Source organism: Kribbella sp. NPDC000426 (assembly GCF_040300265.1).
Lineage (GTDB): Bacteria > Actinomycetota > Actinomycetes > Propionibacteriales > Kribbellaceae > Kribbella.
Map to the genome: position 1 here is coordinate 186,835 of NZ_JBEPDK010000007.1, position 23,754 is coordinate 210,588.

The 23,754-nt window shown below is 68.4% G+C and carries 24 protein-coding genes; 12 read left to right on the forward strand and 12 right to left on the reverse strand.

The window, feature by feature from the left end:
* Positions 1 to 156: 156 nt before the first annotated feature.
* Both aroA and rsgA read left to right on the forward strand, forming a co-directional pair.
* Entirely contained in the window at positions 157 to 1,446 is a 1,290-nt protein-coding gene (gene aroA / locus ABT313_RS32490) for a 3-phosphoshikimate 1-carboxyvinyltransferase (protein WP_502884047.1), read from the forward strand.
* Complete coding sequence (gene rsgA, locus ABT313_RS32495) at positions 1,446 to 2,444, forward strand: ribosome small subunit-dependent GTPase A (RefSeq protein WP_350861699.1); 999 nt, start codon at positions 1,446 to 1,448, stop codon at positions 2,442 to 2,444. Before aroA ends, rsgA begins: the two co-directional genes overlap by 1 nt.
* On the opposite strand, the gene ABT313_RS32500 is transcribed toward rsgA, so the two are convergent.
* Positions 2,437 to 2,913, reverse strand: coding sequence for a DUF2231 domain-containing protein (locus tag ABT313_RS32500; RefSeq protein ID WP_350861701.1), 477 nt, complete (start codon positions 2,911 to 2,913; stop codon positions 2,437 to 2,439). The genes rsgA and ABT313_RS32500 overlap by 8 nt on opposite strands.
* A 147-nt stretch (positions 2,914 to 3,060) precedes the next feature.
* Here ABT313_RS32500 and hisN point away from each other — a divergent pair, with 147 nt between their 5' ends.
* Complete coding sequence (gene hisN / locus ABT313_RS32505) at positions 3,061 to 3,840, forward strand: histidinol-phosphatase (RefSeq protein ID WP_350861703.1); 780 nt, start codon at positions 3,061 to 3,063, stop codon at positions 3,838 to 3,840.
* Here hisN and ABT313_RS32510 read toward each other — a convergent pair.
* Complete coding sequence (locus ABT313_RS32510; protein WP_350861705.1) at positions 3,824 to 5,098, reverse strand: RNA polymerase sigma factor; 1,275 nt, start codon at positions 5,096 to 5,098, stop codon at positions 3,824 to 3,826. The two genes, hisN and ABT313_RS32510, sit on opposite strands and share 17 nt — an antisense overlap.
* Positions 5,091 to 5,438: a YciI family protein gene (locus ABT313_RS32515; protein ID WP_350861706.1), complete on the reverse strand. Its 348-nt coding sequence runs from the start codon at positions 5,436 to 5,438 to the stop codon at positions 5,091 to 5,093. The genes ABT313_RS32510 and ABT313_RS32515 overlap by 8 nt, the downstream gene beginning before the upstream one ends.
* A 115-nt stretch (positions 5,439 to 5,553) precedes the next feature.
* On the opposite strand from ABT313_RS32515, the gene ABT313_RS32520 reads away from it, so the two are divergent.
* Together ABT313_RS32520 and ABT313_RS32525 are read left to right on the forward strand one after the other, a co-directional pair.
* Positions 5,554 to 6,840: a M16 family metallopeptidase gene (locus tag ABT313_RS32520; protein WP_350861708.1), complete on the forward strand. Its 1,287-nt coding sequence runs from the start codon at positions 5,554 to 5,556 to the stop codon at positions 6,838 to 6,840.
* A complete protein-coding gene (locus ABT313_RS32525; protein ID WP_350861710.1) occupies positions 6,837 to 8,186 on the forward strand; it encodes a M16 family metallopeptidase in 1,350 nt (449 codons plus the stop codon). The genes ABT313_RS32520 and ABT313_RS32525 overlap by 4 nt, the downstream gene beginning before the upstream one ends.
* A gap of 54 nt (positions 8,187 to 8,240) precedes the next feature.
* On the opposite strand, the gene ABT313_RS32530 is transcribed toward ABT313_RS32525, so the two are convergent.
* The gene (locus ABT313_RS32530) at positions 8,241 to 8,666 is read right to left on the reverse strand and encodes a CBS domain-containing protein (RefSeq protein WP_350861712.1); all 426 of its coding nucleotides are present in this window, start codon (positions 8,664 to 8,666) and stop codon (positions 8,241 to 8,243) included.
* A gap of 136 nt (positions 8,667 to 8,802) precedes the next feature.
* Between ABT313_RS32530 and ABT313_RS32535 the strand changes: the two genes are divergently transcribed.
* From ABT313_RS32535 to ABT313_RS32545, 3 genes are all read left to right on the forward strand, one after another.
* Positions 8,803 to 9,300 carry a GyrI-like domain-containing protein gene (locus ABT313_RS32535; RefSeq protein WP_350861714.1) on the forward strand — a complete coding sequence of 166 codons (498 nt, stop codon included), beginning with the start codon at positions 8,803 to 8,805 and terminating at the stop codon, positions 9,298 to 9,300.
* Between the two features lie 84 nt (positions 9,301 to 9,384).
* Positions 9,385 to 10,596: an MFS transporter gene (locus ABT313_RS32540; protein WP_350861716.1), complete on the forward strand. Its 1,212-nt coding sequence runs from the start codon at positions 9,385 to 9,387 to the stop codon at positions 10,594 to 10,596.
* A complete protein-coding gene (locus tag ABT313_RS32545; RefSeq protein ID WP_350861718.1) occupies positions 10,593 to 11,273 on the forward strand; it encodes a hypothetical protein in 681 nt (226 codons plus the stop codon). Before ABT313_RS32540 ends, ABT313_RS32545 begins: the two co-directional genes overlap by 4 nt.
* Before the next feature lie 23 nt (positions 11,274 to 11,296).
* Here ABT313_RS32545 and ABT313_RS32550 read toward each other — a convergent pair whose 3' ends face one another.
* A complete protein-coding gene (locus tag ABT313_RS32550) occupies positions 11,297 to 11,896 on the reverse strand; it encodes a CGNR zinc finger domain-containing protein (RefSeq protein ID WP_350861720.1) in 600 nt (199 codons plus the stop codon).
* Positions 11,897 to 11,998: 102 nt separating this feature from the next.
* Here ABT313_RS32550 and ABT313_RS32555 point away from each other — a divergent pair, with 102 nt between their 5' ends.
* Positions 11,999 to 12,856 carry an SDR family NAD(P)-dependent oxidoreductase gene (locus ABT313_RS32555; protein WP_350861722.1) on the forward strand — a complete coding sequence of 286 codons (858 nt, stop codon included), beginning with the start codon at positions 11,999 to 12,001 and terminating at the stop codon, positions 12,854 to 12,856.
* 309 nt (positions 12,857 to 13,165) lie between these two features.
* Here the strand turns inward: ABT313_RS32555 and ABT313_RS32560 are convergent, their stop codons facing one another.
* The 4 genes from ABT313_RS32560 to ABT313_RS32575 all read right to left on the reverse strand — a co-directional run bounded on the left by ABT313_RS32560 (position 13,166) and on the right by ABT313_RS32575 (position 17,525).
* A complete protein-coding gene (locus ABT313_RS32560; RefSeq protein ID WP_350861724.1) occupies positions 13,166 to 13,993 on the reverse strand; it encodes a carbohydrate ABC transporter permease in 828 nt (275 codons plus the stop codon).
* Entirely contained in the window at positions 13,990 to 14,835 is an 846-nt protein-coding gene (locus tag ABT313_RS32565; RefSeq protein WP_350861726.1) for a carbohydrate ABC transporter permease, read from the reverse strand. Before ABT313_RS32565 ends, ABT313_RS32560 begins: the two co-directional genes overlap by 4 nt.
* Positions 14,836 to 14,938: 103 nt before the next feature.
* Positions 14,939 to 16,339 (reverse strand): extracellular solute-binding protein, encoded by a 1,401-nt coding sequence (locus ABT313_RS32570; RefSeq protein ID WP_350861728.1) that lies wholly within the window; start codon positions 16,337 to 16,339, stop codon positions 14,939 to 14,941.
* A gap of 190 nt (positions 16,340 to 16,529) precedes the next feature.
* Positions 16,530 to 17,525, reverse strand: coding sequence for an ABC transporter permease (locus ABT313_RS32575; RefSeq protein ID WP_350861730.1), 996 nt, complete (start codon positions 17,523 to 17,525; stop codon positions 16,530 to 16,532).
* A gap of 102 nt (positions 17,526 to 17,627) precedes the next feature.
* On the opposite strand from ABT313_RS32575, the gene ABT313_RS32580 reads away from it, so the two are divergent.
* The 3 genes from ABT313_RS32580 (at position 17,628) to ABT313_RS32590 (ending at position 21,546) form a co-directional block, all read left to right on the forward strand.
* Positions 17,628 to 18,224: a TetR/AcrR family transcriptional regulator gene (locus tag ABT313_RS32580; protein WP_350861732.1), complete on the forward strand. Its 597-nt coding sequence runs from the start codon at positions 17,628 to 17,630 to the stop codon at positions 18,222 to 18,224.
* Between the two features lie 74 nt (positions 18,225 to 18,298).
* Positions 18,299 to 19,084 (forward strand): ABC transporter ATP-binding protein, encoded by a 786-nt coding sequence (locus ABT313_RS32585; RefSeq protein WP_350861734.1) that lies wholly within the window; start codon positions 18,299 to 18,301, stop codon positions 19,082 to 19,084.
* Positions 19,081 to 21,546 carry an ABC transporter permease gene (locus ABT313_RS32590; protein ID WP_350861736.1) on the forward strand — a complete coding sequence of 822 codons (2,466 nt, stop codon included), beginning with the start codon at positions 19,081 to 19,083 and terminating at the stop codon, positions 21,544 to 21,546. Before ABT313_RS32585 ends, ABT313_RS32590 begins: the two co-directional genes overlap by 4 nt.
* Here ABT313_RS32590 and ABT313_RS32595 read toward each other — a convergent pair.
* Genes ABT313_RS32595 through ABT313_RS32605 form a run of 3 tightly spaced genes read right to left on the reverse strand, consistent with a single transcriptional unit; the run spans position 21,536 to position 23,718 of the window.
* Positions 21,536 to 22,321, reverse strand: a complete 786-nt coding sequence (locus ABT313_RS32595) for a class I SAM-dependent methyltransferase (protein WP_350861738.1) — start codon at positions 22,319 to 22,321, stop codon at positions 21,536 to 21,538. The genes ABT313_RS32590 and ABT313_RS32595 overlap by 11 nt on opposite strands.
* 33 nt (positions 22,322 to 22,354) lie before the next feature.
* Positions 22,355 to 22,984, reverse strand: a complete 630-nt coding sequence (locus tag ABT313_RS32600; RefSeq protein WP_350861740.1) for an NADPH-dependent FMN reductase — start codon at positions 22,982 to 22,984, stop codon at positions 22,355 to 22,357.
* Between the two features lie 59 nt (positions 22,985 to 23,043).
* Positions 23,044 to 23,718, reverse strand: coding sequence for a DedA family protein (locus ABT313_RS32605; protein ID WP_350861742.1), 675 nt, complete (start codon positions 23,716 to 23,718; stop codon positions 23,044 to 23,046).
* Between the last annotated feature and the right edge of the window lie 36 nt (positions 23,719 to 23,754).

Consider the following 23,754-nt stretch of genomic DNA (forward strand, 5'->3'; position numbering starts at 1 on the left):
CTACCGATCTGCCCACCCCGGCCTAGACCGGTGGTGGACCCACCCGGTGCTCCTATCGGGGCTGGAACACGGAGCGTTACATTCGTGACGTAACGAATTGGACTCCCGAGACGCTCAGGCTGCTGAGAGCGAGGGATGGCCTAGGCTCAGGGCGGGATGACGAACTTAGGGAGTGGGATGGGCGAGCAGGGATGGCCGGCGCCGCGGGCCGAAGGTGCTGTGACCGGGACGGTCACGGTTCCCGGGTCGAAGTCGATCAGTAACCGTGCCCTCATCCTTGCTGCGCTCGCCGATGGGCCGTCGCACCTGACCGGGCTGCTGGCCGCTCGTGACACCGCGCTGATGCGGTCCGCGCTGGTCTCGCTCGGCGTCGGCATCACCGACAGCGGTACGACGGTCACCGTCACGCCCGGTTCGCTCAAGGGTCCGGCCAGCGTCGACTGCGGTCTGGCAGGCACCGTGATGCGGTTCGTGCCGCCGGTCGCCGCGCTGGCCGACGGTGTGGTTGCCTTCGACGGCGACGAGTACGCCCGGGAGCGGCCGATGGGCGTGATCCTCGGCGCGCTGCGGACCCTCGGCGTACAGATCGAGGACGGCGGCACCGGGCGGATGCCGTACACGGTGTCGGGCACCGGCTCGGTGCGGGGCGGGAAGGTGACGCTGGACGCGTCCGGGTCGAGCCAGTTCGTGTCCGCACTGCTGCTGGCCGGCGCGCGGTACGACGAGGGCGTCGACATCCGGCACGACGGGAAGCCGGTGCCGTCCCAGCCGCATCTGGACATGTCGGTCGGGATGCTGCGCGAGCGCGGCGTCCAGGTCGACGACGCCGAACCGAACCGCTGGGTCGTTGCCCCTGGCCCCATTCGGGCGCTGGACACCGCGATCGAGCCGGACCTGTCGAACGCGGCGCCGTTCCTGGCGGCGGCCGTCGTCACCGGCGGCACGGTGACCGTGACCGGCTGGCCGACGCAGACCACGCAGCCGGGCGGTCAGCTGCCCGACCTCTTCACCCGTCTCGGCGCGGAGGTGACCCGGTCGGCGGACGGCCTGACCGTTCGTGGCACAGGCCGGATCCCGGGTGTCGACCTCGATCTGAGCGAGGTCGGCGAGCTGACTCCGGTGATCGCGGCGGTCACCGCCTTCGCCGACGGACCGTCGTACCTGCGGGGTATCGCGCACCTGCGCAACCACGAGACCGACCGGCTGGCGGCGCTCGAGGCCGAGCTCAACGCGCTCGGCGGCGACGTGACCCAGCTCGAGGACGGCCTGGCGATCCGCCCGAAGACCTTGCACGGCGGGCTTTTCCACACCTACGACGACCACCGGATGGCGCACGCCGCCGCCGTCCTCGGGCTGCTCGTCGACGGCCTGGAGATCGAGAACATCGCCACCACCGCAAAGACTTTGCCCGAGTTCCCCGACATGTGGTCAGGGCTCGCGGGCTGATGTCGCGGTACGACGAGGAGGCCAAGTACGACCGGCCCAAGCGCCGGACCCGGCCGCGGACCAAGGACCGCCCCTCGTACGACGACGCCGCCGAAGGCATCGTGATCACCCGCGACCGCGGTCGCTACACCTGCTGGGTCGGGGACCGCGAGGTCACCGCGATGAAGGCCCGCCAGCTCGGCCGCACCGGCGTGATCGTCGGCGACCGGGTCAAGCTGGACGGCAACGCCACCGGCGACCAAGGCACGCTGGCCCGGATCGTCGAAGTACTCCCCCGTACGACGCTGCTGCGCCGCTCCGCCGATGACGACGACCCGGTCGAGCGCCCACTGGTCGCGAACGCGGACCAGCTGGTCATCGTCGTCGCGGTAGCCAACCCAGAGCCCCGGACCGGTCTGATCGACCGCTTCCTGGTCGCCGCGTACGACGCAGGTATGCGACCGCTGCTCTGTCTCACCAAAACCGACCTGGCCGACCCGGACCCGCTGCTGTCGATCTACCGCCCGCTCGGCGTCGAGTCCGTCGCCACGCACCAGGGCGGCGACCTGACCGAGCTCCGCGAGCAGCTGCACGACCGGACCAGCGTCCTGGTCGGCCACTCCGGTGTCGGCAAGTCCACTCTGGTCAACGGCGTCATTCCTGGCGCGGACAGGGCGACCGGCATCGTCAACGAGGTCACCGGCCGCGGGCGGCACACGTCGACGAACACCGTCGTACTGCGGCTCCCTGACGGCGGCTGGCTGATCGACACCCCGGGTATCCGGTCGTTCGGGCTGGCACATGTGGATCCGGACCGTCTGATCCATGCGTTCCCAGACCTGGAGGAGATCACCCAGGACTGCCCCCGTGGCTGCACGCACACCGCCGACGCACCGGACTGCGCGCTCGACGAGGCAATCCGCGAGGGCCGTGCCGATCCGGCCCGGGTGGACTCGTTCCGGCGTCTGCTGGCGTCTCGCGAAGGCCGCGACCTCCGAGAGGCCCCGGAGCCTACTTAGGCGGCAGCTGGCCTCCCCAGACCGCCCGGGCGCCGGCGTCACCGGTCCGCACGGTCTGCCAGATGACGAGCACCGCGATCACGACCACGGCTGCCTGGGTCACCAGCTCCAGCGGACGGCTGTTCGTTGCCTGGTCACCCTTCACACCGGCCAGCAGGAGGAAGGCCGCGACGGCAACGACAGTGAAGATCAGGGCGTACCAGAACAGCAGGTTGCCACGCTTCTCGTGCAGCTGGATCGCCTTCGACAGCGTCGGCACCGCCTCCACGAACGCCTGGCCGCTCTTCTTGGCCACGTAGGCGCACACCACCACCCCGACGCCGAGTACCAGCGCCGGCCAGCGCAACACCCGGCGCCACTTCGGCACGACGGCGAACGCGATCAGGGTCAGCGCGGCCACCGGCAGCAGCACGACCGTCAGATGGATCACGAGCACGTGCAGCGGCAGGTCACCGAAGCGCTCGAACATGGACAGCCTCCATGGCAGTCGTAAGACGTGGTCAGACACTAATGGCACGTTCAACGACCTGATTCGGTTCAATCCACGCCGCAACCGATCCGCAACAGTTCCCGGACAGCCGGAGCCTGCGAGCGGGGTTCAGGCTAGCCTTCCGGCATGCCTTCGCACACGGATGACCTGCGGCTCGCCCACATCCTGGCCGACGACGCGGACTCGACCACGATGGACCGCTACAAGGCGCTCGACCTGCACGTGGCCACCAAGCCCGACCTCACCCCGGTGAGCGAATCGGACAAGAAGGTCGAGGACGTGATGCGCAAGACGCTCGCCCGGGCCCGGCCGCGGGACGCGTTCGTGGGCGAGGAGGACGGCACCAGCGGCTGGGGCGTCCGCCGCTGGGTGGTCGACCCGATCGACGGCACCAAGAACTACATCCGCGGCGTCCCGGTCTGGGCGACGCTGATCAGCCTGATGATCGAGGACCAGGTCGTCGTCGGGGTGGTCTCCGCCCCGGCCCTCGGCAAGCGCTGGTGGGCGTCGTACGGCGACGGCGCCTGGACCGGTCGCGCGCTGCACTCGTCGCAGCCGTGCCGGGTGAGCGACGTCAGCAAGATCGAGGACGCCTCGCTGTCGTACGCGTCGCTCAAGGGCTGGGAGAAGCTCGGCAAGAAGAACCAGTGGGCCGACCTGATGGACTCGGTCTGGCGGACCCGCGCGTACGGCGACTTCTGGTCGTACATGCTGGTCGCCGAGGGCGCGGTCGACATCGCCGCGGAGCCGGAGCTCAACCTGTACGACATGGCCGCGCTGGCCATCATCGTCGACGAGGCCGGCGGCAAGTTCACGTCGGTCGACGGCACCCCCGGCCCCAACGGCCCGAACGCCGTCGCCACCAACGGCCGCCTGCACGACGAAGTACTCAAGCGCCTCGAGTGATCCGGCCCTGGAGGAACTCCGCCTCCACCGGGTTGCTGGTGAACGCCAGCGCCTCTTCGTACGCCGCCCGCGCCTCCTCCACGCGCCCGAGCCGCCAGAGCAGCTCCCCTCGCGTGGACGCCAGATAGGGGTACGTCGCCAGCGCCGGCTCGTCCGCCAACGGTTGGCGTCCCGCCGCGTCGTCCAGCGCCCGGAGCGCCGCCTCCGGGCCGTCGACGTACGCGAGCGCCACCACCCGGTTCAGCGCAACTACGGGCGACGGCCAGCGCGCGAGCAGCACGTCGTACAGCCCCAGGATCTCGCGCCAGTCGGTGTCCTCCCAGCGTCGGGCCTCTGCGTGCGCGGCGGCGATCGCCGCCATCACGCCGAACCGCCCGAGGGAGGTCCGGTCCCGGCCGGCCAACGCGTCGGGCACCAGCTGCAGCGCTTCCGCGATCAACTGCCCGTCCCACCGTGAACGGTCCTGGTCTTCCATCAGTACCAGCCGCCGGTCCTGGTCGACCCGTGCGTTCTCCCGCGCCTGCGTCAGCAGGAGCAGCGCCAGCAGACCCGCCGTCTCCGCGCTGTCCGGCAGCAGCATCCGCATCATCCGGGCCAGGTCGATCCCGCGCCGCGCGAGGTCCGGCCTGGTCAGCTCGTCGCCGTCCAGTGCCGTGTGCCCAGCCGTGTACACGAGGTGCACCGCGTCCAGCACGGCCTCGATGCGCTGCGGCAACTCGTCAGCGCGCGGGATGCGGTACGGGATGCCGGAGCGGGAGATCTTCTGCTTGGCACGCGTGATGCGGGCCTGCATCGTGGCTTCCTTCACCAGGAACGCCTTCGCGATCTCCGCCGACGACAACCCGCACACCAGCCGCAGCGTCAGCGCGACCTGCGCCTCCTGCGCCAGTGCGGGATGGCAGCACGTGAACACCAACCGCAACCGATCGTCCGGAAACACACCGCTCGCAACGCCACCGTCTGGCTCGGGCGACAGGTCGTCCGCCAGGTCCGGCACGAGCAGTGGCAGCTTCCGGTGCGCCACACCAGCCCGCCGCCTCAGCTCCAGCGCCCGCCGGGTCGCGACTGTCGTCAGCCAGGCGCCCGGCTTCCTCGGCACACCGTCGGCCCGCCAATGCACCAGTGCCTTCGCGTACGCGTCCTGCACGCAGTCCTCGGCCAGATCTAGGTCCGCCGCAAACCGCGCGGTCGCGGCGAGTACGGAGGCCCACTCGCTCTCGTGAGCCTCCGCCACCGCCGCGGCGACGACGTCAGCCACCGTTGACCAGCGGGCGGACCTCGACACCGCCCATCGGCGACGGCACCTGCTTGGCGATCGCGAGCGCCTCGTCCAGGTCGGCCGCCTCGATGATGTAGTACCCGCCCATCACTTCCTTGGTCTCGGCGAAGACGCCGTCGGTGACGACGTACCCGCCGCTGCCGTCGGAACGGATCGACGTCGCGGTCTCACTCCCGTCGAGTTGCCCGCCGCCGCGGATCGCGGTCGCGTTGGCCTCGGCGAAGGCCTGATGGTTCTTGTGGTTCTGCTCCATCACCGATCCGTCGTCCGCGGCCCACTTCGCCTCGTCGTCGTAGATCATCACCAGGTACTTGCCCACTCGGGGTCACCTCTCTCGTCCGCCGTCGGTTACAGCATCTACCACTCCGATGCGCGACCCGGACCGGAATCGACAGGACCTGCCGCGAATTTCGTGACCACGTATGGTGGCCGGTATGCCCTTGACGTACCCCATCGCGGAGCAGACGCTCGACAACGGCCTCCGGGTCGTCGTGAGCTCGGACCGCGCCGTCCCGATCGTCGCCGTGAACCTCTGGTACGACGTCGGATCGCGCCATGAACCACCGGGTCTGACCGGGTTCGCGCACCTCTTCGAGCACCTGATGTTCCAGGGGTCGCGCAATGTCGCCTCCGGGCAGCACTTCAGCCTGCTGGAGACCGCCGGCGCCAGCCTGAACGCGAGCACGTTCTTCGATCGCACCAACTACTTCGAGTCGCTGCCCAGCGGCGGTCTCGACCTCGCGCTCTGGCTCGAGGCGGACCGGATGGGCTACCTGCTCGACGCCGTCAACCAGGAGAACCTGGACAACCAGCGCGACGTCGTGAAGGAGGAGAAGCGGCAGAGCTACGACAACCGCCCGTACGGCGACTCGTACGAACGGCTGGTCCGGCTCGCGTTCCCCGAGGGCCACCCGTACGCGCATATGACGATCGGGTCGATGGCCGACCTCGACGCCGCCTCGCTCGAGGACGTGCACGCGTTCTTCCGCAAGTACTACGGCCCGAACAACGCCGTCCTGACGATCGTCGGCGACGTGTCCGAGGACGACGCGTTCGACGCCGCCAAGCGGTACTTCGGCCACCTGCCCGCGATCCCCGCGCCGCCGCCGGCGCCGGACGGGACGATCGGGCCGATGACCGACGTACAGCGCGACGACGTGGAGTCCGACGTACCGTCCGACCTGATCACGATGATGTTCCGGCTGCCGGTCGACGGTACGCCGGAGCTCGACGCGGCCGGGCTCGCCCTCGACATCCTCGCGGCCGGGCAGAGCGGCCGGCTGAACCGGCGGCTGGTCCGCGACGAGCAGATCGCGCAGTCGGTGTCCGGCGGCGCGCTGCCGCTGATCGGCGGCGTCTCGTTCGGCACGCTGACCGGGATCGCGTCGGACGGCGTCGACCTGCAGAAGGTCGAGGACGCACTGCTCGAGGAGATCGAGAAGCTGGCCACCGAGGGCGTGTCCGCGGACGAGCTGGCCACCGTGCAGGCGCAGGCCGAGCGCGACTGGCTGGAGCAGCTCGCCACCTGCGCCGGCCGGGCCGACGAGATCTCGCACCACGCGCTGCTGTTCGGCGACCCGGACCGGATCAACAACCGCATCGACCAGGTCCAGGCCGTGACCGTCGAGCAGGTGCAGGCGGCCGCCGCCAAGTGGATCCGTGCGGCTGGACGGGTGCAGGTCAGCTACCGCCGTACCGAGACCGCAGGAGAGCAGGAATGAACCAGGTGCTCACCACCCCGCCGGCCGTCGGTGCGCCGCGGCCGTGGAAGTTCCCGGAGGCCGTGACGACGCGGACCAGCGTCGGTACGCCGGTGCACGTCTTCGACCGCCCCGGGCAGTACGTCGCCACCGTGCGCGTCACGATCGCGATGCCGTTGATCGCGGAGCCGCGTGAGCTCGAAGGCGTCGCGACGATCATGTCGCGGACACTCGACGAGGGCACCGAACTGCACTCGGCCAACGAGTTCGCGGCCGCGCTGGAGCGGCACGGAGCGGCGTACGGCGTGGACGTCAGCTCGGACGCGTTGCACGTGGAGATCTCCGTCCCGGTGTCGCATCTCGCGCCGGCCGTCGCGCTGCTCGCCGAGGCGATCACGCGGCCTGCGTTCAACCAGGCCGACGTCGGGCGGCACGTGACGATCCGGCTCGGCGAGATCAACCAGGAGCGCGCCAACGCCGGGTACCGGGCGCGCGAGGCGTTCGCGTCGCATCTGTTCGACCCGTCGACGCGCCGTTCCCGTCCGACCGCTGGTACGCCGGACACGATCCGGCCGCTGACTCATCTTGAGGTCGCTGACTTCTACCGGCGGAACATCGGGCCGGAGCGGGCCGAGATCCTCTTCGCCGGCGACGCGACCGGTGTCGACGCGGCGGCGATCATCGACGAGGCCTTCGCCGGCTGGACGTCCGGCGCGGGCCTGGCAGGCGAGGCGCCGGAGCCGATCTACATCCCGGGCAACCGGGTCGTGCTCGTCAATCGGCCGGGTTCGGTGCAGAGCCAGCTGCTGATCGGGTGCAAGGGACCCGACCGGCGCGATCCGTTGTGGGGCTCGGCCGCGGTCGCGAACCACGTGGTCGGCGGGACCATCACCTCCCGCGTGGACACCGTGCTGCGCGAGGAGAAGGGCTACACGTACGGCACGCGGACGAGCTTCGCCGCGCCGCGCAAGGGCGGAACGTTCAGCCTCGGCGGCGCCGTCCGCACCGAGGTGACCGGCGCGGCGATCGGTGACGCGCTGCGCATCCTGCGCGAGGCCCGCGACGGCCTCACCGAGCAGGAGGTCCAGGAGGCGAAGGACAGCCTCATCCGCACCGCTCCCCTGCGCTACGAGCAGGCCGATTCGGTCGCCCAGCAGGTCGGCAGCAACATCGCGAACGGCGTACCGATCGACTTCGCCGACACGTACCTGACCCAGATCGCGGCGACCACCGCCGCCGAGGCGACCGACGCCTACCGCCGGTACGTCGGAACCGACGGCCTGCTGGTCGTCATCGTCGGAGAAGCCAAGGACGTGCGCCCGCAACTCGAGGGCCTCGACCTCGGCGATCTGATCGACCTGAGCTGACCGGCCGCTGTTCGTCCGCTCGGGCTTCGACCCGAGCGGAGGCGGGCCGTCGGATCAGCTGCTGATGTAGTTGGAGAGCTGTTCCTTCTCGAACTCGAGTTCGCCGATCCGGGACTTGACCACGTCACCGATGCTGACCAGTCCCGCAAGGTTGCCGTCGACAACGACCGGGACGTGCCGGATCCGGCGGTCCGTCATCAGTCGCATCAGGTTGTCGATCAGGTCGTCCGGCGTACAGGTGTGTACCTCGGCCGTCATGATCGCGCTCACGCGCACGTCTCCCGCGTCCGGCGTACCGTTCCAGAGCCGCACGACGTCACGCTCCGACACGATTCCGGACACCGTCGACCCGTCCGCGCTGACCACCACCGCGCCGATGTTCCTCTCGGCCAGCAGTGCGAGCAGCTCGGTGACAGTGGCTTCTGGGGAGATGGTGACGACTTGGTTGCCCTTACCACGCAGTACGTCGTTGATCTTCACGGAGCCTCCTGCAGATCGAGGACCAATACCCCAAGGTAACGGCATTCCCCCCATCACACCCTGTGACAACGAAGGACAACCCGTCACCTGACGGGTCCGCCGACATATAGTGTCGGGCGGACTGACGGAGGTGGACATGGACTTACTCGAACCGCCGCGGGTCGTGGAGCGACCGGAGCAGCACTACCTCGGGATCCGGACGATCACGCCGTTCCGCGGCATGCTGTCGAAGCGGAACGAGCTGCTCGACGAGCTGTTCGGCTGGCTCCGGGAGACCGGCGTCGACGACTCCGGGCTGTTCTTCCTGCGTCTGCATGTGATCGACATGGCCGGCCCGATGGATCTCGAGGTCGGCATGACCACCCCGGAAGCGCTGCCCGGCGACGACCGCGTGCGACCGGCCACGCTGCCGGCCGGACGGTACGCGACGCTCACCTACCGTAACCACTCGCTCCGGGCAAACCGCGCCCTCCTCGACTGGGTCGCCGACCAGCAACTGACCCTCGACCGCCGCGATGTCCCCGAGGGCGATCTCTTCGCCTGCAGGTACGAGGCGTTCCGCACCGACCCCCGCACCGAACCACGCAAGACCAAGTGGGAGGTCGAACTCGACTTCCGCCTCGCCGACGGATAGTCACTCTGCCCTCCGGAAAACCGGGCGTCGGTGGGCGCCGTCAGACCGTAGGATCGGCGGGTTCGCGGTGACGGAGGGGGCGTAGTGGGGTTCCGGCAGGATCTGGCTGTACTGCGGCATCGGGACGTGCGGGTGTTCATCTGCGCGCGGTTCATCTCGATCCTCGGGTCGACGATCGCGCCGGTGGCGCTGGTGTTCGCAGTACTCGACGTCTCGGACTCCGCCGGCGCGGTCGGGATCGTGCTCGCGGCGCGGAGCATCCCGAACATCGTCTTCCTGCTGATCGGCGGCATGATCTCCGACCGGCTCCCGCGGCACCTCGTGCTCGTGGTCGCCAACACGGTCAGCGGACTCACGCAGGGCCTCGCGGCGACGCTCGTACTCTCGGGGCACGCGACGATCTGGCAACTCGCCGCAATCGAGGCGGTCAACGGGATCGCGGCCGCGTTCGTGATGCCCGCGATGACCGGCATCCTCCCGTCGATCGTGGATCGCAGCGAACTCCCGCAGGCGAACGCGATCGCCGGCTTCGCCCGGTCGAGCGCGATGATCGGCGGCGGCGCGGTCGCGGGTGTGATCGTCGGCCTGACCGGTCCGGGTGTCGGGCTCGCGGTCGACGGCGCGACGTTCCTGATCGCCGCCGCGCTGCTGTCCCGGCTGGCCATCCCGCGGATCGAGCGCGCCGCCACGTCGATGCTGACCGACCTGCGCGACGGCTGGAGCGAGTTCGTCTCCCGGCAGTGGATCTGGGTGATCGTGCTCGCCTTCGGCCTGCTGAACCTGATCTTCACCGCCTGCTACCAGACGCTCGGCCCGGTGATCGCGGACCGTACCTTCGGGCGAACCGGCTGGGGCCTGGTCAGCGCCTGCTTCGGCGCCGGTTTAGTTGCCAGCGGCATCATCATGCTCCGCCTCAAACCACGCCGCCCGCTGCGCACCGGCATGATCGGCATGCTGCTCACGGTCCCGGTCATGCTGTGCCTGGCGCTCTTCCCGTACACGTGGGCGATGGCGATCGCGGCGTTCCTGCTCGGCGTCGGCTTCGACATCTTCGGCATCAGCTGGGAGACCGCCCTCGGCCAGCACGTCCCGATCGACAAGCTCAGCCGCGTCTCGTCGTACGACATGCTCGGCTCGTTCATCGCCGGCCCCGCGGGTCAACTCACCGTCGGCTACGTCGCCGCGGTCCTCAGCGTAAAAGCCGTCGAACTGTACGGCGCTGCCCTGTTCGTGCTGATCACCGTCATCACGCTGGTGGTCCCGTCGGTGTGGAACCTGCGTAGGGTAGACGTGTGAGCTCAATCGTTCCGGGTCCGCAGAAGAAGCTCGAGCAGGAGATCGACGCGGCCCGCTCCGGCGCCAAGCCGCTGCAGGCGGGTGACCTGAACGCGTCCGCGCCACCGCAGGAGGAGCTGACCGGGCTGGACGACTGGCCCGAGTCGCTGCGTACGACCGTCGAGGCCGAGCACAGCCGTACGATCGCGCTGGCCACCAACCGCCGCAGGACCGCCGACGGCGTACTCCCCGAGGTGGTACGCGGCCTCGACCAGCTGCTCGACGAAATCGCCGACCGCCTGCAGTCCGACAAGCCCCGCCTCTTCGGCAAGTCCACCGCCGAGCCCGCCGACGACCTGGACACCTGCGCCGAGCTCCTAGGAATCCCTGCCGACGAGATCGCCGCATCCACCGGCCGGGGCGAGCACCGCGCCGCCCTCCGCACCATCAAGCAACTCCGCTCCCAACTAAAAGAGCTGGAATCCACCAAGGACCACTCAAAGCTGACCCGCCTAGTCACCTTCATCGTCCGCCTGGCCGTAGTCACCGACACCGCACCCGACTCAACAGCCCCGCTGGCGCCGATCGCCCTCGACCGCTACGCGAAGTCCTCGCCAGACACTCAGTGGGACTGGACTTTCGACCAGAAACTCGCCTTCTGGAAGCAAGCCCGCACCACCCTCACTCCAAACACGTAGCTAACGACAGAACCTTTCTGTCCTTACTTGTTGTCGGTGTGGTTCGACGTGCTGCCGGTGAGCGCTTCCTTCTTCCGGGCGCGGTAGGCGCGCATCGACGCCTGACTCGAGCACTGGGTGCTGCAGTAGCCGGCCGATGTGTTCTTGCTCCGGTCGAAGAACGCGAAATGACAAGGCTCGTTGCGGCACGCCTTGATCCGAGACCATTGGCCTGACAGCGCAAGTTCGGTCGCCGCAGCCAGCACGCCTGCGAACGCCCCTGCTACTCCGCCGCATCCTGGACCAAGCCGTGCCTCTGCGCCACTCAGCCGCACGGCGACCGGACACCTGTCGCCGGCTCTCTCGAGTATTGCCTCAGCAGACCGGACCGCCGGATCCGAGGTAGCAGGATCATTCGAGTGCGAGAGCAGCACCGTCACCAGTGCGTCCCGAAGCTCTCGAGCCTCGACGACGTCTGAGTCCGCGACGGTTCTGGCCGGCTCAGCCCCGCCCCAGGCAACTTCGCCCAGCCAGGTCGTCAATCCTTCAGTGTCGGTGAATCGCTCGACGCGGTCGCCGGCGTCTGCATGCGTGTTCGCGAACGCCAGCACCAACTCGAGCGGGGACAACGTCGAAGTACGCACGCCGCACTCCCTCCGACTAGTTGTGGCCACTCGCGTTTCAACCATAACAGAAACTCCACAGCCCCTCTTGACGTTATGAGTGAAGCTGTTATGGTCCTAACCATGATGACCTCAGCGCACACCCCGACCCCGTCCACCCGCACCTGGTTCATCACCGGTGCCTCATCCGGAATCGGCCTTGCCCTGGCCGTCCGCGCGGCAGATCGGGGCGACAACGTGATCGCCGTCGCACGCCGGGCCGAAGGCCTGACACAGCTCACCGAGAAGTACGGCGACCAGGTGCTCTCCGCCAGTGCCGACGTCGCCAGCCTCAGCCAGCTGCAGAGCGCCGTCACCGCCGGCCTCCAACGGTTCGGTCGCATCGACTTCGTCGCCAACAACGCCGGCTACGGCGTCTTCGGCGCCGTAGAAGAAGCGACCGACGCACAGGTCCGCGCGATCTTCGACACCAACGTGCACGGCGTCCTGAACGTCCTACGCGCAACGCTGCCGACGCTGCGCGCCCAGAAATCGGGCCACATCCTGCAGGGCTCGTCCTACTTCGGGCAGCTGGCGCACGCGGGCGTCGGCATGATCGCGGCAACCAAGTACGCCGTCGAGGGTCTGACCGAAGCCCTGTTCGGCGAGCTCGACCCGCTGGGCATCAAGGTCACGCTGGTCGAGCCCGGCCTGACGGCGACGTCCTTCCTGGCCAACCTGGACCACGTCGAGACGATCGGCGACTACGACCAGACTGTGCGCGAAGTCCTCAAGACGATCGGCAGCCTGCCGCCGACCGCGTTCAACACTGCCGACCGTGTCGTGGACGCGATCATCGCCGCCACCGAGGCGGACACAACGCCGCACCGCATCGCGACCGGGAGCGCCGCCGTCCAGGACATCCGCACCGCACTGGTCGCCCGAATCGCAGAACTCGACGAGTGGGCCCCGGTGAGCAACGCCGTCGACAGCCCCAACTGAGCACTCACTCAAGACGGGTTCGATGCGCAGACCGGCCTCTGGCAATCGCTAGAGGCCGGCTGGCTTTTAGTTGGTCACGTCGGTGGTAGCCGGCGCCCTCGAGGGTGAAGACGTCGGGCGTGGTGGACGGCACGGTCGACGACATCTGCCGACACTCACCTACTCCGGCGAAGCGGCGTGGCGAGCCCACGAATTCAGCTGTTGCGCCGACAACGAACCTGCTCGCCACGACCCACACGCCGGCAAAGCCGGCCAATAGAACAGCCGCCGCGAAGCGGTGTCCTTTCGCGGCGGCTGGTGTTCGAGAGGTCAGCCCTTGATGGCTCCGCCGAGGGCGAAGGCGCCGCCTAGTTTGCGGGAGAGGAGGAGGTAGAGGAGGAGGACGGGGGTCGTGTAGATGAGCGAGTACGCCGCGAGCTGTCCGTAGTTCGGTTCGCCGTACTGGCCGAAGAACGTGAAGATGCTGACCGAGGCCGGCAGCCGCTCAGGCGACAGCAGCAGCATGAACGGGACGAAGAAGTTGCCCCACATGCCGATGAACGTGAAGATCAGCACCACCGCGATCCCCGGCCACATCAGCGGCAGCACGATCGCCCACAGCGCGCGCATGTTCCCCGCGCCGTCGACCCAGGCTGCTTCCTCCAGCGACAGCGGTACGCCGTCCATGAACGTCTTCGTCAGCCAGATCGCAAACGGCAGCGCCGACGTCGCCATGAACATGATCGTCCCGCCGATCGTGTCCACCAGGTTCAGCTGCACGAACAACCCGTACACCGGCACCATGACCGCGGTGATCGGCAACCCCGTGCAGAACAGCACCGTCAGCAGGAACGGCCGGTTGAACCGCGTCTTGAACCGAGACAACGGATACGCGGCCAGCACCGCGCACACCATCGTCAGCAACGCCGCCCCGCCGCACAGCACCACCCCGTTGAGCACCGGCCGGTACGTCGTGTCGGTGTTCAGCACCGCCTTGAAGTTCCCCAACGTCGGATGCGTCGGGAACTCGACCCGCAACCCCGCCGTCCGGTTGATCGATGCGAACAGCACCCACAACAACGGCAGGACGAACAGTACGCCGATGGCCAGCAGCACCAGGTTCGATGCGAGCTTGCTCATCCGGTCGCGGGCAATCATGCTGCCTCCGAGTTCAGGCCACGCAGGTAGATCAGCGAGAAGACCGCACCGATCGCCAGCATCACCAACGCGATCGCCGTACCGTAGCCGATCTGGGAGAAGCTGAACGCCTGCTCGTACATGTACAGCGGCAACGTCTGAGACTTGGTCCCCGGGCCGCCGCGGGTCATCGCGTAGATGAGGCCGAACACGCTCAGCGTCTGCAGCGTGATCAGCATCAGGTTGGTCATTATCGCGCGGGTGATCATCGGCATCGTGACGAACAGCAGTCGCCGCCAGCCGCCGGCGCCGTCCATCTCGGCCGATTCCTCGATCTCCTTGGGGATCTCGCTCAGCGCCGCGGAGTACACCAGCATCGAGAACGCCGTACCGCGCCAGATGTTGGCCAGCGACACCGCGATGATCGGTGCCCCGTACAACCAGTCCTGGCCGGGCAGGCCGACCGCGTGCAGCATCACGTTCAGCGTGCCGTCGTCGTTGAAGAACGCGCTCAGCAGGTACGCCGCGACGATCTCGGGCAGCACCCACGCGCCGATGACGGCGGTACCGACGAAGTTCCGCACGACCTTCGTCGACTTGCGCATCAGCAGCGCGAGTCCGAGGCCGAGCGTGTTCTGCCCGATGATCGCGGAGATCAGCGTGAAGACCAGCGTCAGCCAGATCGAGTTCGTGAACGCGCCGCTGGAGAACGCCTTGCGGAAGTTCTCCAGCCCGACGAACTTCACGTTCGCCGCGCCGGGCCCGGTGAGCGCCATGTTCGTGAACGCGGCGTACACGCAGTAGATGATCGGGCCGGCCAGGAAGACCAGCATCAGTCCGATGGCCGGCGACAGCGGCAGCATCTTGACGAGTTTGGCCCCCCGCGGCCGCCGGCTGGGTGTGCCAGCGGCGGCCGTGGAGGTAGGAGCGACAGTCGTCGTCACAGGGGAGATTCCTCCGTCGGAGCTACTGACCGGTGCTCTGCGTCGTCGTACTGTCCTTGCCGCCGACTATGCCTTCGACCGCCTGGTCGTAGTTCTTCGCCGCCGCGTCGGGCTGGGACTGACCGGTCATCACCGACTCCATCGCGGTGATGATCTCGTTGGAGACCTTCGGGTACTCCGGGAGCGCCGGCCGGTAGACCGTCACCGACACCAGGTCGGTGAAGAACTGCGTGCTCGCCGAGGAGGACTTGTACGCCGCGTCCGAGGCGACATCCTTACGGACCGCGATCTGCGCGCCGTCGGTGGCGTACTTGGCGGCGTTCTTCTGCGTCTGCAGGGTCTTGATGAAGTCCCAGGCGGCGTCGGGGTTCTTCGACTTGGCCGGGATCGCCCAGGTCCAGCCGCCGGAGAGGCTGACCTTGCCCTTGCCACCGCCGTCCTGGGTCGGCATCGCGGTCTGGCCGAGCACCGTGCTCCACTGCGGCCACGGCTTGGCGCCGGACTTCAGCCAGTTGCCGTAGATCCACGAGCCGTCGAGGTCGATCGCCAGCTTCTGCTGCGGCAGCAGCTCGGTGCCGACCTTGCTGCCCATGTTCGGGCTGAGCGCGTCCTTCGGCGACGGCGCCAGGCCCTCGGAGAAGACGGTCTTGACGAAGTTCAGCGAGTCCTTGAAGCCCTGGCTGCCGACGACCCACTTCTTCTGGTCGTAGTTGTACAGGGTGTCCTTGGTGCCGTAGAGCAGCATCTCGAAGCCTTGCATGGCCGAGGCCTCACCCATCGGCTTGCCGGAGTACATGTTGAACGGGATCACGCCCGGCACCTTCTGCTTGATGGTGCGCGCGGCGCTGAGTACGTCGTCCCACGTCTTCGGCTGCCAGTCGGCGGGCAGGCCCGCCTTCTTGAAGATTTCCTTGTTGTACCAAAGCGCCCGGGTGTCGGTGCCGTCCGGTACGCCGTACGTCTTGCCGTCCTGGCCGCGCGCCGCGCCCTTGGCGGTGTCCTCGAACTGGCTCCACTGGTCCCAGTTCTTGATGTAGTCGTCGAGCGGCTTCAGGTACCCCGCGGTGATGTCGGAGTTGATCAGGAAGGTGTCCTCGTAGACGATGTCCGGCGCCGTGTTCGGCGAACGCATCATCAACTGGATCTTGGTGTAGTAGTCGTTCTCGCTGGCGACGACCGGAACGATCTCGACCTGGGATCCCGGGTGTGCGGCTTCGTACTCGGTCTTGACGCCGGTGAGGAAGTTCTTCATCACCACGCCCGGACCCCACTGCTGGTACGCGATCTTGATGTGCGCGGGTCCGGAGCTCTGCGAGCTGCCGGCGTCCGGCTGCTTGGTCGTCGAGCCTTGACTACAGGCCGAGACCCCCAGCAGCAGCGCGCCCGCGGCGGCCGCTGCCATGAAACGTTTCCTAGTCACCATCAGGTCCACCTTCGGGCGATCGTTGTCATGCCGGTACCACGGCCCAAACCCAGCGGGCTTTCCCGCGACCGTAGGAGCCTCGAGCGACCGAAGTCAATGCTTGACAGACAACGTTGTCGCAGCAGTCAGGCAGAAACGCGGTGACCAGGGTGTAACGATCCGGTCACCGCGCTGTCATACCTTCACTTTGTCAGGCTGCGACGGCTGAAGCCTCGTGTCGAGCCGGTACGGCGCGTCCCCGGGTCCGGAGCGATCCGAGCGCACAGAGGGCCAATCCGCCCACCAACCAGCAGGCCAGTACGACGAGTGGTCTGGCCGCGCCGGCGCCGTCGAAGAAGCTCACGGAGCGTAGCGCCGTACCCGCGGCCCCCGGCGGCAGCAACTGCCCGAGAGTGCTCCAGCCGTTCGGCAGCATCTCCGGCGCGCTCGTCATCCCGGACAGCGGGTTGCCGAGCAGCATCATCGTCGCGCCGCCGAGCGCGAGTCCCGCCGTACCGATCAGCCACTCGAGGCCGAGCAGGGTGATGCTGATCGCCCCGATCGACATCGCGATCACGCCGGCGTTCCCGAGGTAGCTGCCCTCGAACGAGCCGAGCCAGAACTGCAGTACGGCGGCCAACGCGAGCCCGCCGGTGATCGCGAACGCCAGAGCGCCGATCACCCGCTTCGCCCCGGGCCGCACCAACTGGGTCAGAGCAGCGGCCGCGATGATCCCGCCGAGCACGAGCGGCAGCGCACCCGCGGCCAGCCCCGCACCCCGCGGATCGTCCTTCGGCAGCGGCACGATGTCCGTGACCTTCGCGCGGCCGTCCAGCTGACCAGCCAGTTGCGTGAGGAGTTGCGCTACGACCGGACCGCCCGCGGACGCCGTGAGCACCTCGGGCTGCGCCGAGTCGAGCACGATCGCGCCGTACACGTCCCGGTCCTCGATCCGCTGCACGGCCGCCTGCCGGTCCGGTACGGCGGTGATGTCGAAGCCGCCCGGTATCGCCTGGTCGAGCTTGGTCCGCACCTGCTCGACGGCGGGCGTCGGACCGGACACCGCGATCGGCACGTCCCGCGGTTCGGAACGTGCGGACGGCCAGGCGAAGGCGATCAGGAACACCGTGAGGACCGCGGTCAGCAGCACGATGACGGCGATCAGCGGCGGCCGGCGACGCTCGGCCGCGTGCGCCTCAGTGGTCATGGCGGGAACTCCTTCAACGAAGAAAACCGAATGTCCGTTCTTTATAGACTCCTCACCGCCTGGCGACTTGTCAAGAACGGACATTCGTTTTATGTTTCGAGCGTGCCGAAGGTCACCGAGGAGCACCGCCTGGCCCGCCGCGAGCAGATCGTCGCGGCGGCGCGCACCTGTGTGATCGAGGAGGGCTTCCACAAGACGACGATGGCCGACGTGATCCGCGCGTCCGGCCTCTCGGCCGGCGCGGTCTACGGCTACTTCAAAAGCAAGGAAGAGATCGTCGAGGCGATCGCCGAGGACGCACTCAGCACGATCGACGAGCTCTTCGAGAAGATCCTCGCCTCGGACCAGCCGCTGACCCCGCTGGCCGCGCTCGAGGCGACCATCGACCATGTCGTGAAGGTCGCCGAGGCGCCCGGCGGCGACGTCACTCGGGTCGCGGTCCAGGCGTGGGCGGAGGCGCTGCGCAACAACGAGATCCGCGACGTCGCCAAGGGCAAGTACTGCCAGCTCCGCGAGCACTTCCTCGAGATCGCGCGCCGGGCCCAGGCCGACGGCACGCTCGAACCGGACGTCGCCCCGGAGCATGTCGCGCAGGTGATGTTCGGGATGATCCCCGGCTTCGTCCTGCAGCGGCTGCTGATCGGCGACATCACTCCGGCCACCTACAAGGCCGGACTGCGAGCGCTGCTGCGTTCCTAGGTGGAGTTTCACCCACCCCGTACGGTGGTCCAGCACCATGGGGCGGTACGCCGTTGCTCCGTAGCGTCGACGGCATGAGAAAGCGGAAGCAGGAAGCAGTCGACGGGACCGGATACTCGGTCGTCCTGCAGGATGTACGACGGGTCTACGGCCGGGGCGGGAACACCGTCACCGCCCTCAACGGGATCTCGATGAAGTTCGCCCCCGGCACCTTCACCGCGGTGATGGGTCCGTCGGGTTCGGGCAAGAGCACGTTCCTGCACTGTGCGGCCGGGCTCGACCGGCCGACATCGGGCTCGGTGCTGATCGACGGCCTGCCGCTGGCCGGGCTGAGCGAGCGCAGGCTGACCGAGCTTCGCCGCGAGCGGATCGGGTTCGTCTTCCAGTCCTTCAATCTGCTGCCCGCGCTGACCGTCTGGCAGAACGTCTGCCTGCCGCAGGAGCTCGACGGCCGGCGGGTGAACAAGGCCGCGGTCCGCCAGGTCCTGGAGCGCGTCGGCTTGTCTGACAAGCAGAGGAGTCGCCCGGGCGAGCTGTCCGGTGGCCAGCAGCAGCGGGTCGCCATCGCCCGCGCCCTCGTCGCCCGCCCGGCTGTGATCTTCGCCGACGAGCCGACGGGCGCCCTGGACACGCAGACCGCGGCCGACGTACTTGAGTTGCTCCGCGAGCCCGTTCGCACGCAGGGCCAGACGGTTGTCATGGTCACCCATGACCCGGTCGCGGCGTCGTACGCCGACCAGGTCGTGTTCCTGGCCGACGGCGTCCTCGCCGGCAGCCTGACCGCGCCGACGGCCGAGCAGGTCGCCGACCGGATGACCCACCTCGGCGCGCGGTCGAACCTGCAGGTGGTGGCGGGATGATACGCCAAGCCATCCGCACCTTGCGTCACCGCAAGAGCGGATTCATCGCCACCTTCGTCGCGGTCGTCTTCGGTACGGCGATCGTGATGGCGTGCGGCGGACTGATGGAGACCGGCATCCGCTCCAACGTCGAGCCGCAACGTCTGGCCGGCACCGATCTGGTTGTCACCGGCAAACAATCCCATCTCCGCCCGGGCGAGGAGGACGCAACTCCCCTGCCGGAACGCGTCGGCGTCTCCGTCGACATGCTCGCCAAGATTCGTTCTGTACAAGGCGTTTCGTCGGCGATCGGCGACTACACCTTCCCCGCGTTCGGACCGTCGGTTGCTGAGGGCCACAACTGGTCCAGCGCCGCCCTCGCGCCCTACCGGTTGACCGCGGGCCACGCCCCGCGCGCCGGTCAGGTCGTCGTGCCGACCGGGAAGGTCGGCCGCCAGGTCACCTTGCTGGTCAACGGCGACCCGCGCACCTACACCATCAGCGGGCTGGCCGCAGGTCCTGCCGGACACGCCTTCTTCTCCGACCACGACGCGGCCCAGCTGGTCCGTAACCCGGCCCGCTTCGCCGACGTCGGCGTACAGGTTGCGCCCGGCACCAACGTCGACACCGTCAAGAAGAGCTTGCAAAAGCTGGATGGCAACCTCACGGTCCGCGAAGGTGTCGACCGTGGGCTGGCCGAGCACCCCGACGCCGAGTCGCAGAAGACGGCCCTCATCGCCGTCGCCGGCTCGTTCGGCGGTATCGCGACCATGACGATGATGTTCGTCGTCGCCTCGACGCTGGCCCTGGCGGCGCAGCACCGCGAGCGCGAGTTCGCGCTACTCCGCGGAATCGGTACGACGCCTGGACAGGTTCGCCGGATGATCCTCGGCGAAGCGCTCCTGGTCTCGCTGCCGGCCGTCGCAGTAGGCGTCATCCCGGGCACGTTCCTTGGACGCTTCCTCTTCGACCAGCTCAGCACGCACGGCGTCGCGTCGTCGGTGATCGAGTTCTCGCAAGGCTGGATCCCGTTCGCGGCCGGCGCCGGTGCCGCCGTACTCGCGGCCGTCGGTGCGGGACTGATCGCGGCCCGGAAGTCCGCGAAGATCCGTCCGGTCGAGGCGCTGGTCGAGGCCTCGCTGCAGCGCAAGTGGTTCGGCTGGATCCGGCTGCTGTTCGGTCTGTTGTTCCTCGGCGGCGGACTCGCGCTGCTGATCGTCACCGCCACGGTGATGACCGGACCGCTGGCTGCCTCAACGGCCGGCCCGTCGATCCTCTGCTGGGCGATCGGTGTCGCCGTCCTCGGGCCCTTCTGGACAAAGGCTGTGCTCGCGTTCTGGCGGTGGCCGGTGCAGGCGCTGACCCGGGTCAACGGTCGGCTCGCGATCCGCAACCTGTCGGCGCGCTCGGTCGCGATGTCCGCCGCGGTCATGCCGGTCATGCTTGCCGTCGGCATCTCAACGGCCAACCTGTACATGCAGACGACGCAGGTCCATGCCTCCTCCGAAGCGTTCACGCGGGACCTGCGCGCAGACGCCGTGGTGGTCTCGGATGCCGGTCTGTCGCCGGCGCTGCTCGAGCAGGTCCGCGCAGTACCGGGTGTCGCGAGTGCGTCGGCGTACGTCCGGAGCATCGGCGCGGTGGACGACCCGCGCAAGTCGCCGTTCGACGAGGACGGCGCGCCGGTGATCGGCGTGGACGCCCAGGGCGCGAACGGTACGGCGCCGGTCCGGCTCACCAGCGGATCGCTCGCGGGGCTGACCGGTTCGACTGTCGCGATTCCGGAGTACATGGCCACGAAGACGGGACGCGGGGTCGGATCCGAGATCGCGATGACGTTGGGCGACGGGACCCCGGTGAAGCTGCGGGTGGTTGCGACGTTCGCGGCGGAGCGCGGGTACGAGACCATCATCATGCCCGCGTCGTTGGTCGCCGCTCACACAACAGACGGTCTGACCAAGCAGATCCTCGTACGGGCCGCACCCGGTGCCGACGTACGGCCGGGGCTGGCCAAGCTGGCAGCGGCTCATCCGACGGTGCAGGTCGCAGACCGCAGTACGTTGGTGGCCGCGAACGCTGAAGATCTGCAGACGCAGGCGTGGGTCAACTACATGCTCGTCGGAATGCTGATCGCGTACACAGCGGTCTCGGTCGTCAACACCCTCGTGTCGTCGACCCTGCGCCGGCGCCGCGAGTTCGCCCTGCAACGGCTGACCGGGTCGACCCGACTGCAGGTCATGCGGATGCTCTGGACCGAGAGCACGCTAGTCACCTTGGCCGGAGTCACGCTAGGCACGGCAGTAGCCCTCGCCTGCCTGCTCCCCTTCTCGGCCAAGGTCGCCAACAGCACGCTTCCCACCGGTCCACTCTGGATCTACGGCGTCATCGTCGCAGCCGCCACCATCCTCACCTTCGGCTCAACCCTCATCCCCGCAACCACAACCCTCCGCCACGCCCCGACCCAACCCAACTTCAGCGACTAGCCAGACACGTCACCAACAGCGGCAGCGGATCCCCCGGCAGATGCCAGAACCCATCGGCGTCCTGCACCATCTCCGGGCTCCGCTGCCGCAGATCCACCGGCAACTCGTCGAGCCGCTCGATCCGCAGACCGGCCGCGCTCAACGCATTCACCAACCCACTGACTGTCCACGGCCACGTGCTCTGCACATGTCCCGGCAGATCTTGCCCGGTGTAGCTGCTCGTCACCTCACGATCAGCAGCACCGCTCCGGAAGTACGACGTACGCACGCGCAGCTCGTCATCCACCATCGACTGCAGCGGATGGAACTCGGCAAGGAACAGCACCCCACCGGGCCGGAGCATCCGAGCCGCCATCCGCGCGAACTTGTCCAGATCCGGCAGCCACACCAGCACCCCGTACGTCGCGACCACCACGTCGTACGACGCAGGCTCGAGTACGTCGGCCACGTCGTACACATCCGACTGCACGAACTTCGCCGCCAGTCCCACCTCGTCGGCCAACTGCCGGGCAGCCGCTATCGCCTCACCAGAGAAGTCGACGCCAGTGACGTCCGCACCCAGCCGAGCCCACGACAACGTGTCCAGCCCGAGGTGACACATCAGATGCAGCAGACGCTTCCCGCGTACGTCGCCGAGCGCCTCGACCTCGAATGGACGCAACGAGCTGCGCCCGCCGCGGAACCCGTCGACGTCGTAGAACTCCGACGACACGTGCGCTCCGGCCCGCAGATCCCACGCAGTGCGATTTCGCTCGACGCGCTCCCGATCGTCCATCCAGCGACGATATGCGGCGAACGGCCGTCGGCGTTACCGGGCCGGTGTGGGTTCTGGGACCGGTTGCAGGGCGATGGTGGTTGCCTGGACGATGCCGGCGTTGTTGCGGATCCAGCCCGACAGGACGACCTGGAGATCTTCGAGGTCGCGCTCCTCGAGGATCACGCCGGGGACCGGGACGCTGGCGCCGAGCTCTGCGAGGACCGGGCGGAGATGCTGGTCGGCGAGCAGTTTGTGGCTCGGCGCCGCGGAGACCGTCACCGGCACGACGACCGCGCCGGCCAGCGCGGCCGGTCGCAGGACGTCGAGAAAGCTCTTCAGCAAACCGGTGTAGCTGCCCTTGTAGACCGGGGTCGCGACGACGATCACCGATGCCGACGACACCAGATCGATCGCGCTGTCCAGCGCCGCACGATCGGCGTCAGGCTCGAAGATCGCCGGGGCCAACGTCACCAGGTCGATCAGCTCGTCGATCCGGTACGGCGTACCGAGCTCGGACGCCAGCAACTCCGCGACCGACGCCGCGGCGGCCGCCGTCCGGGAACCGGCCCGTGGATTGCCGACCACCGTGACCACGGACTGCGGCCAGACCGGCGCATCCTGGGACCCGGCCTGAGAGCCAGCCTGCGGCCCGACCTGCGACTCGAACGCGACTGAGGGCATCTGACCCAACTCCTGAGGCATCGGCAGTGATGCCTCGAGCGTAGTCAAAGTCGAGCGCGCTACTGGACTTTCTCAGGATCTGAACGCCCGCGCAGTTTCACGACCACGAACCACACCACCGCGGCCAGCGCACCTGCGATCACCAGCTTCTGGAACACCCCGACCGACGACTCGACCAGATGCCACCGCTCGCCGAGCTGGTAGCCGGCCAGGATCAGCAGCGAGTTCCACACCAGGCTCCCGAGCGCGGTCAGCGGCACGAACAGCGCGACCCGCATCCGCTCCACCCCGGCCGGCACCGAGATCAGGCTCCGCACGACCGGGACCAGCCGCCCGATCAGCACCGCCTTGGCGCCGTGCCGCAGGAACCACTCCTCGGCCTTGTCGATATCGGCCACCTTCACCAACGGCAGCTTCGCGGCGATCGCGCGGGTCCGGTCACGACCGAGCACGCCGCCCACGCCGTACAGGGCGAGCGCGCCGACGACCGACCCCAGCGTGGTGAACACGATCGCGCTGATCAGCCCGAGATCACCCCGCGCGGCCGCGAAACCGGCCAGCGGCAGGATCACCTCGCTCGGCAACGGCGGGAACAGATTCTCCAGCGCGACCGCCAGCCCCGCACCCGCGGGGCCCATCCGCTCCATCAGATCGATCGCCCACCCGGCCACTCCACCGGTCGGCTCCTGCGTCGCCTGCAGCGCGGTCATCATCACCTGATTCGTCGTCGTCATGGGTGCGACGCTAGGTCCGCGGACATGCCCCACACA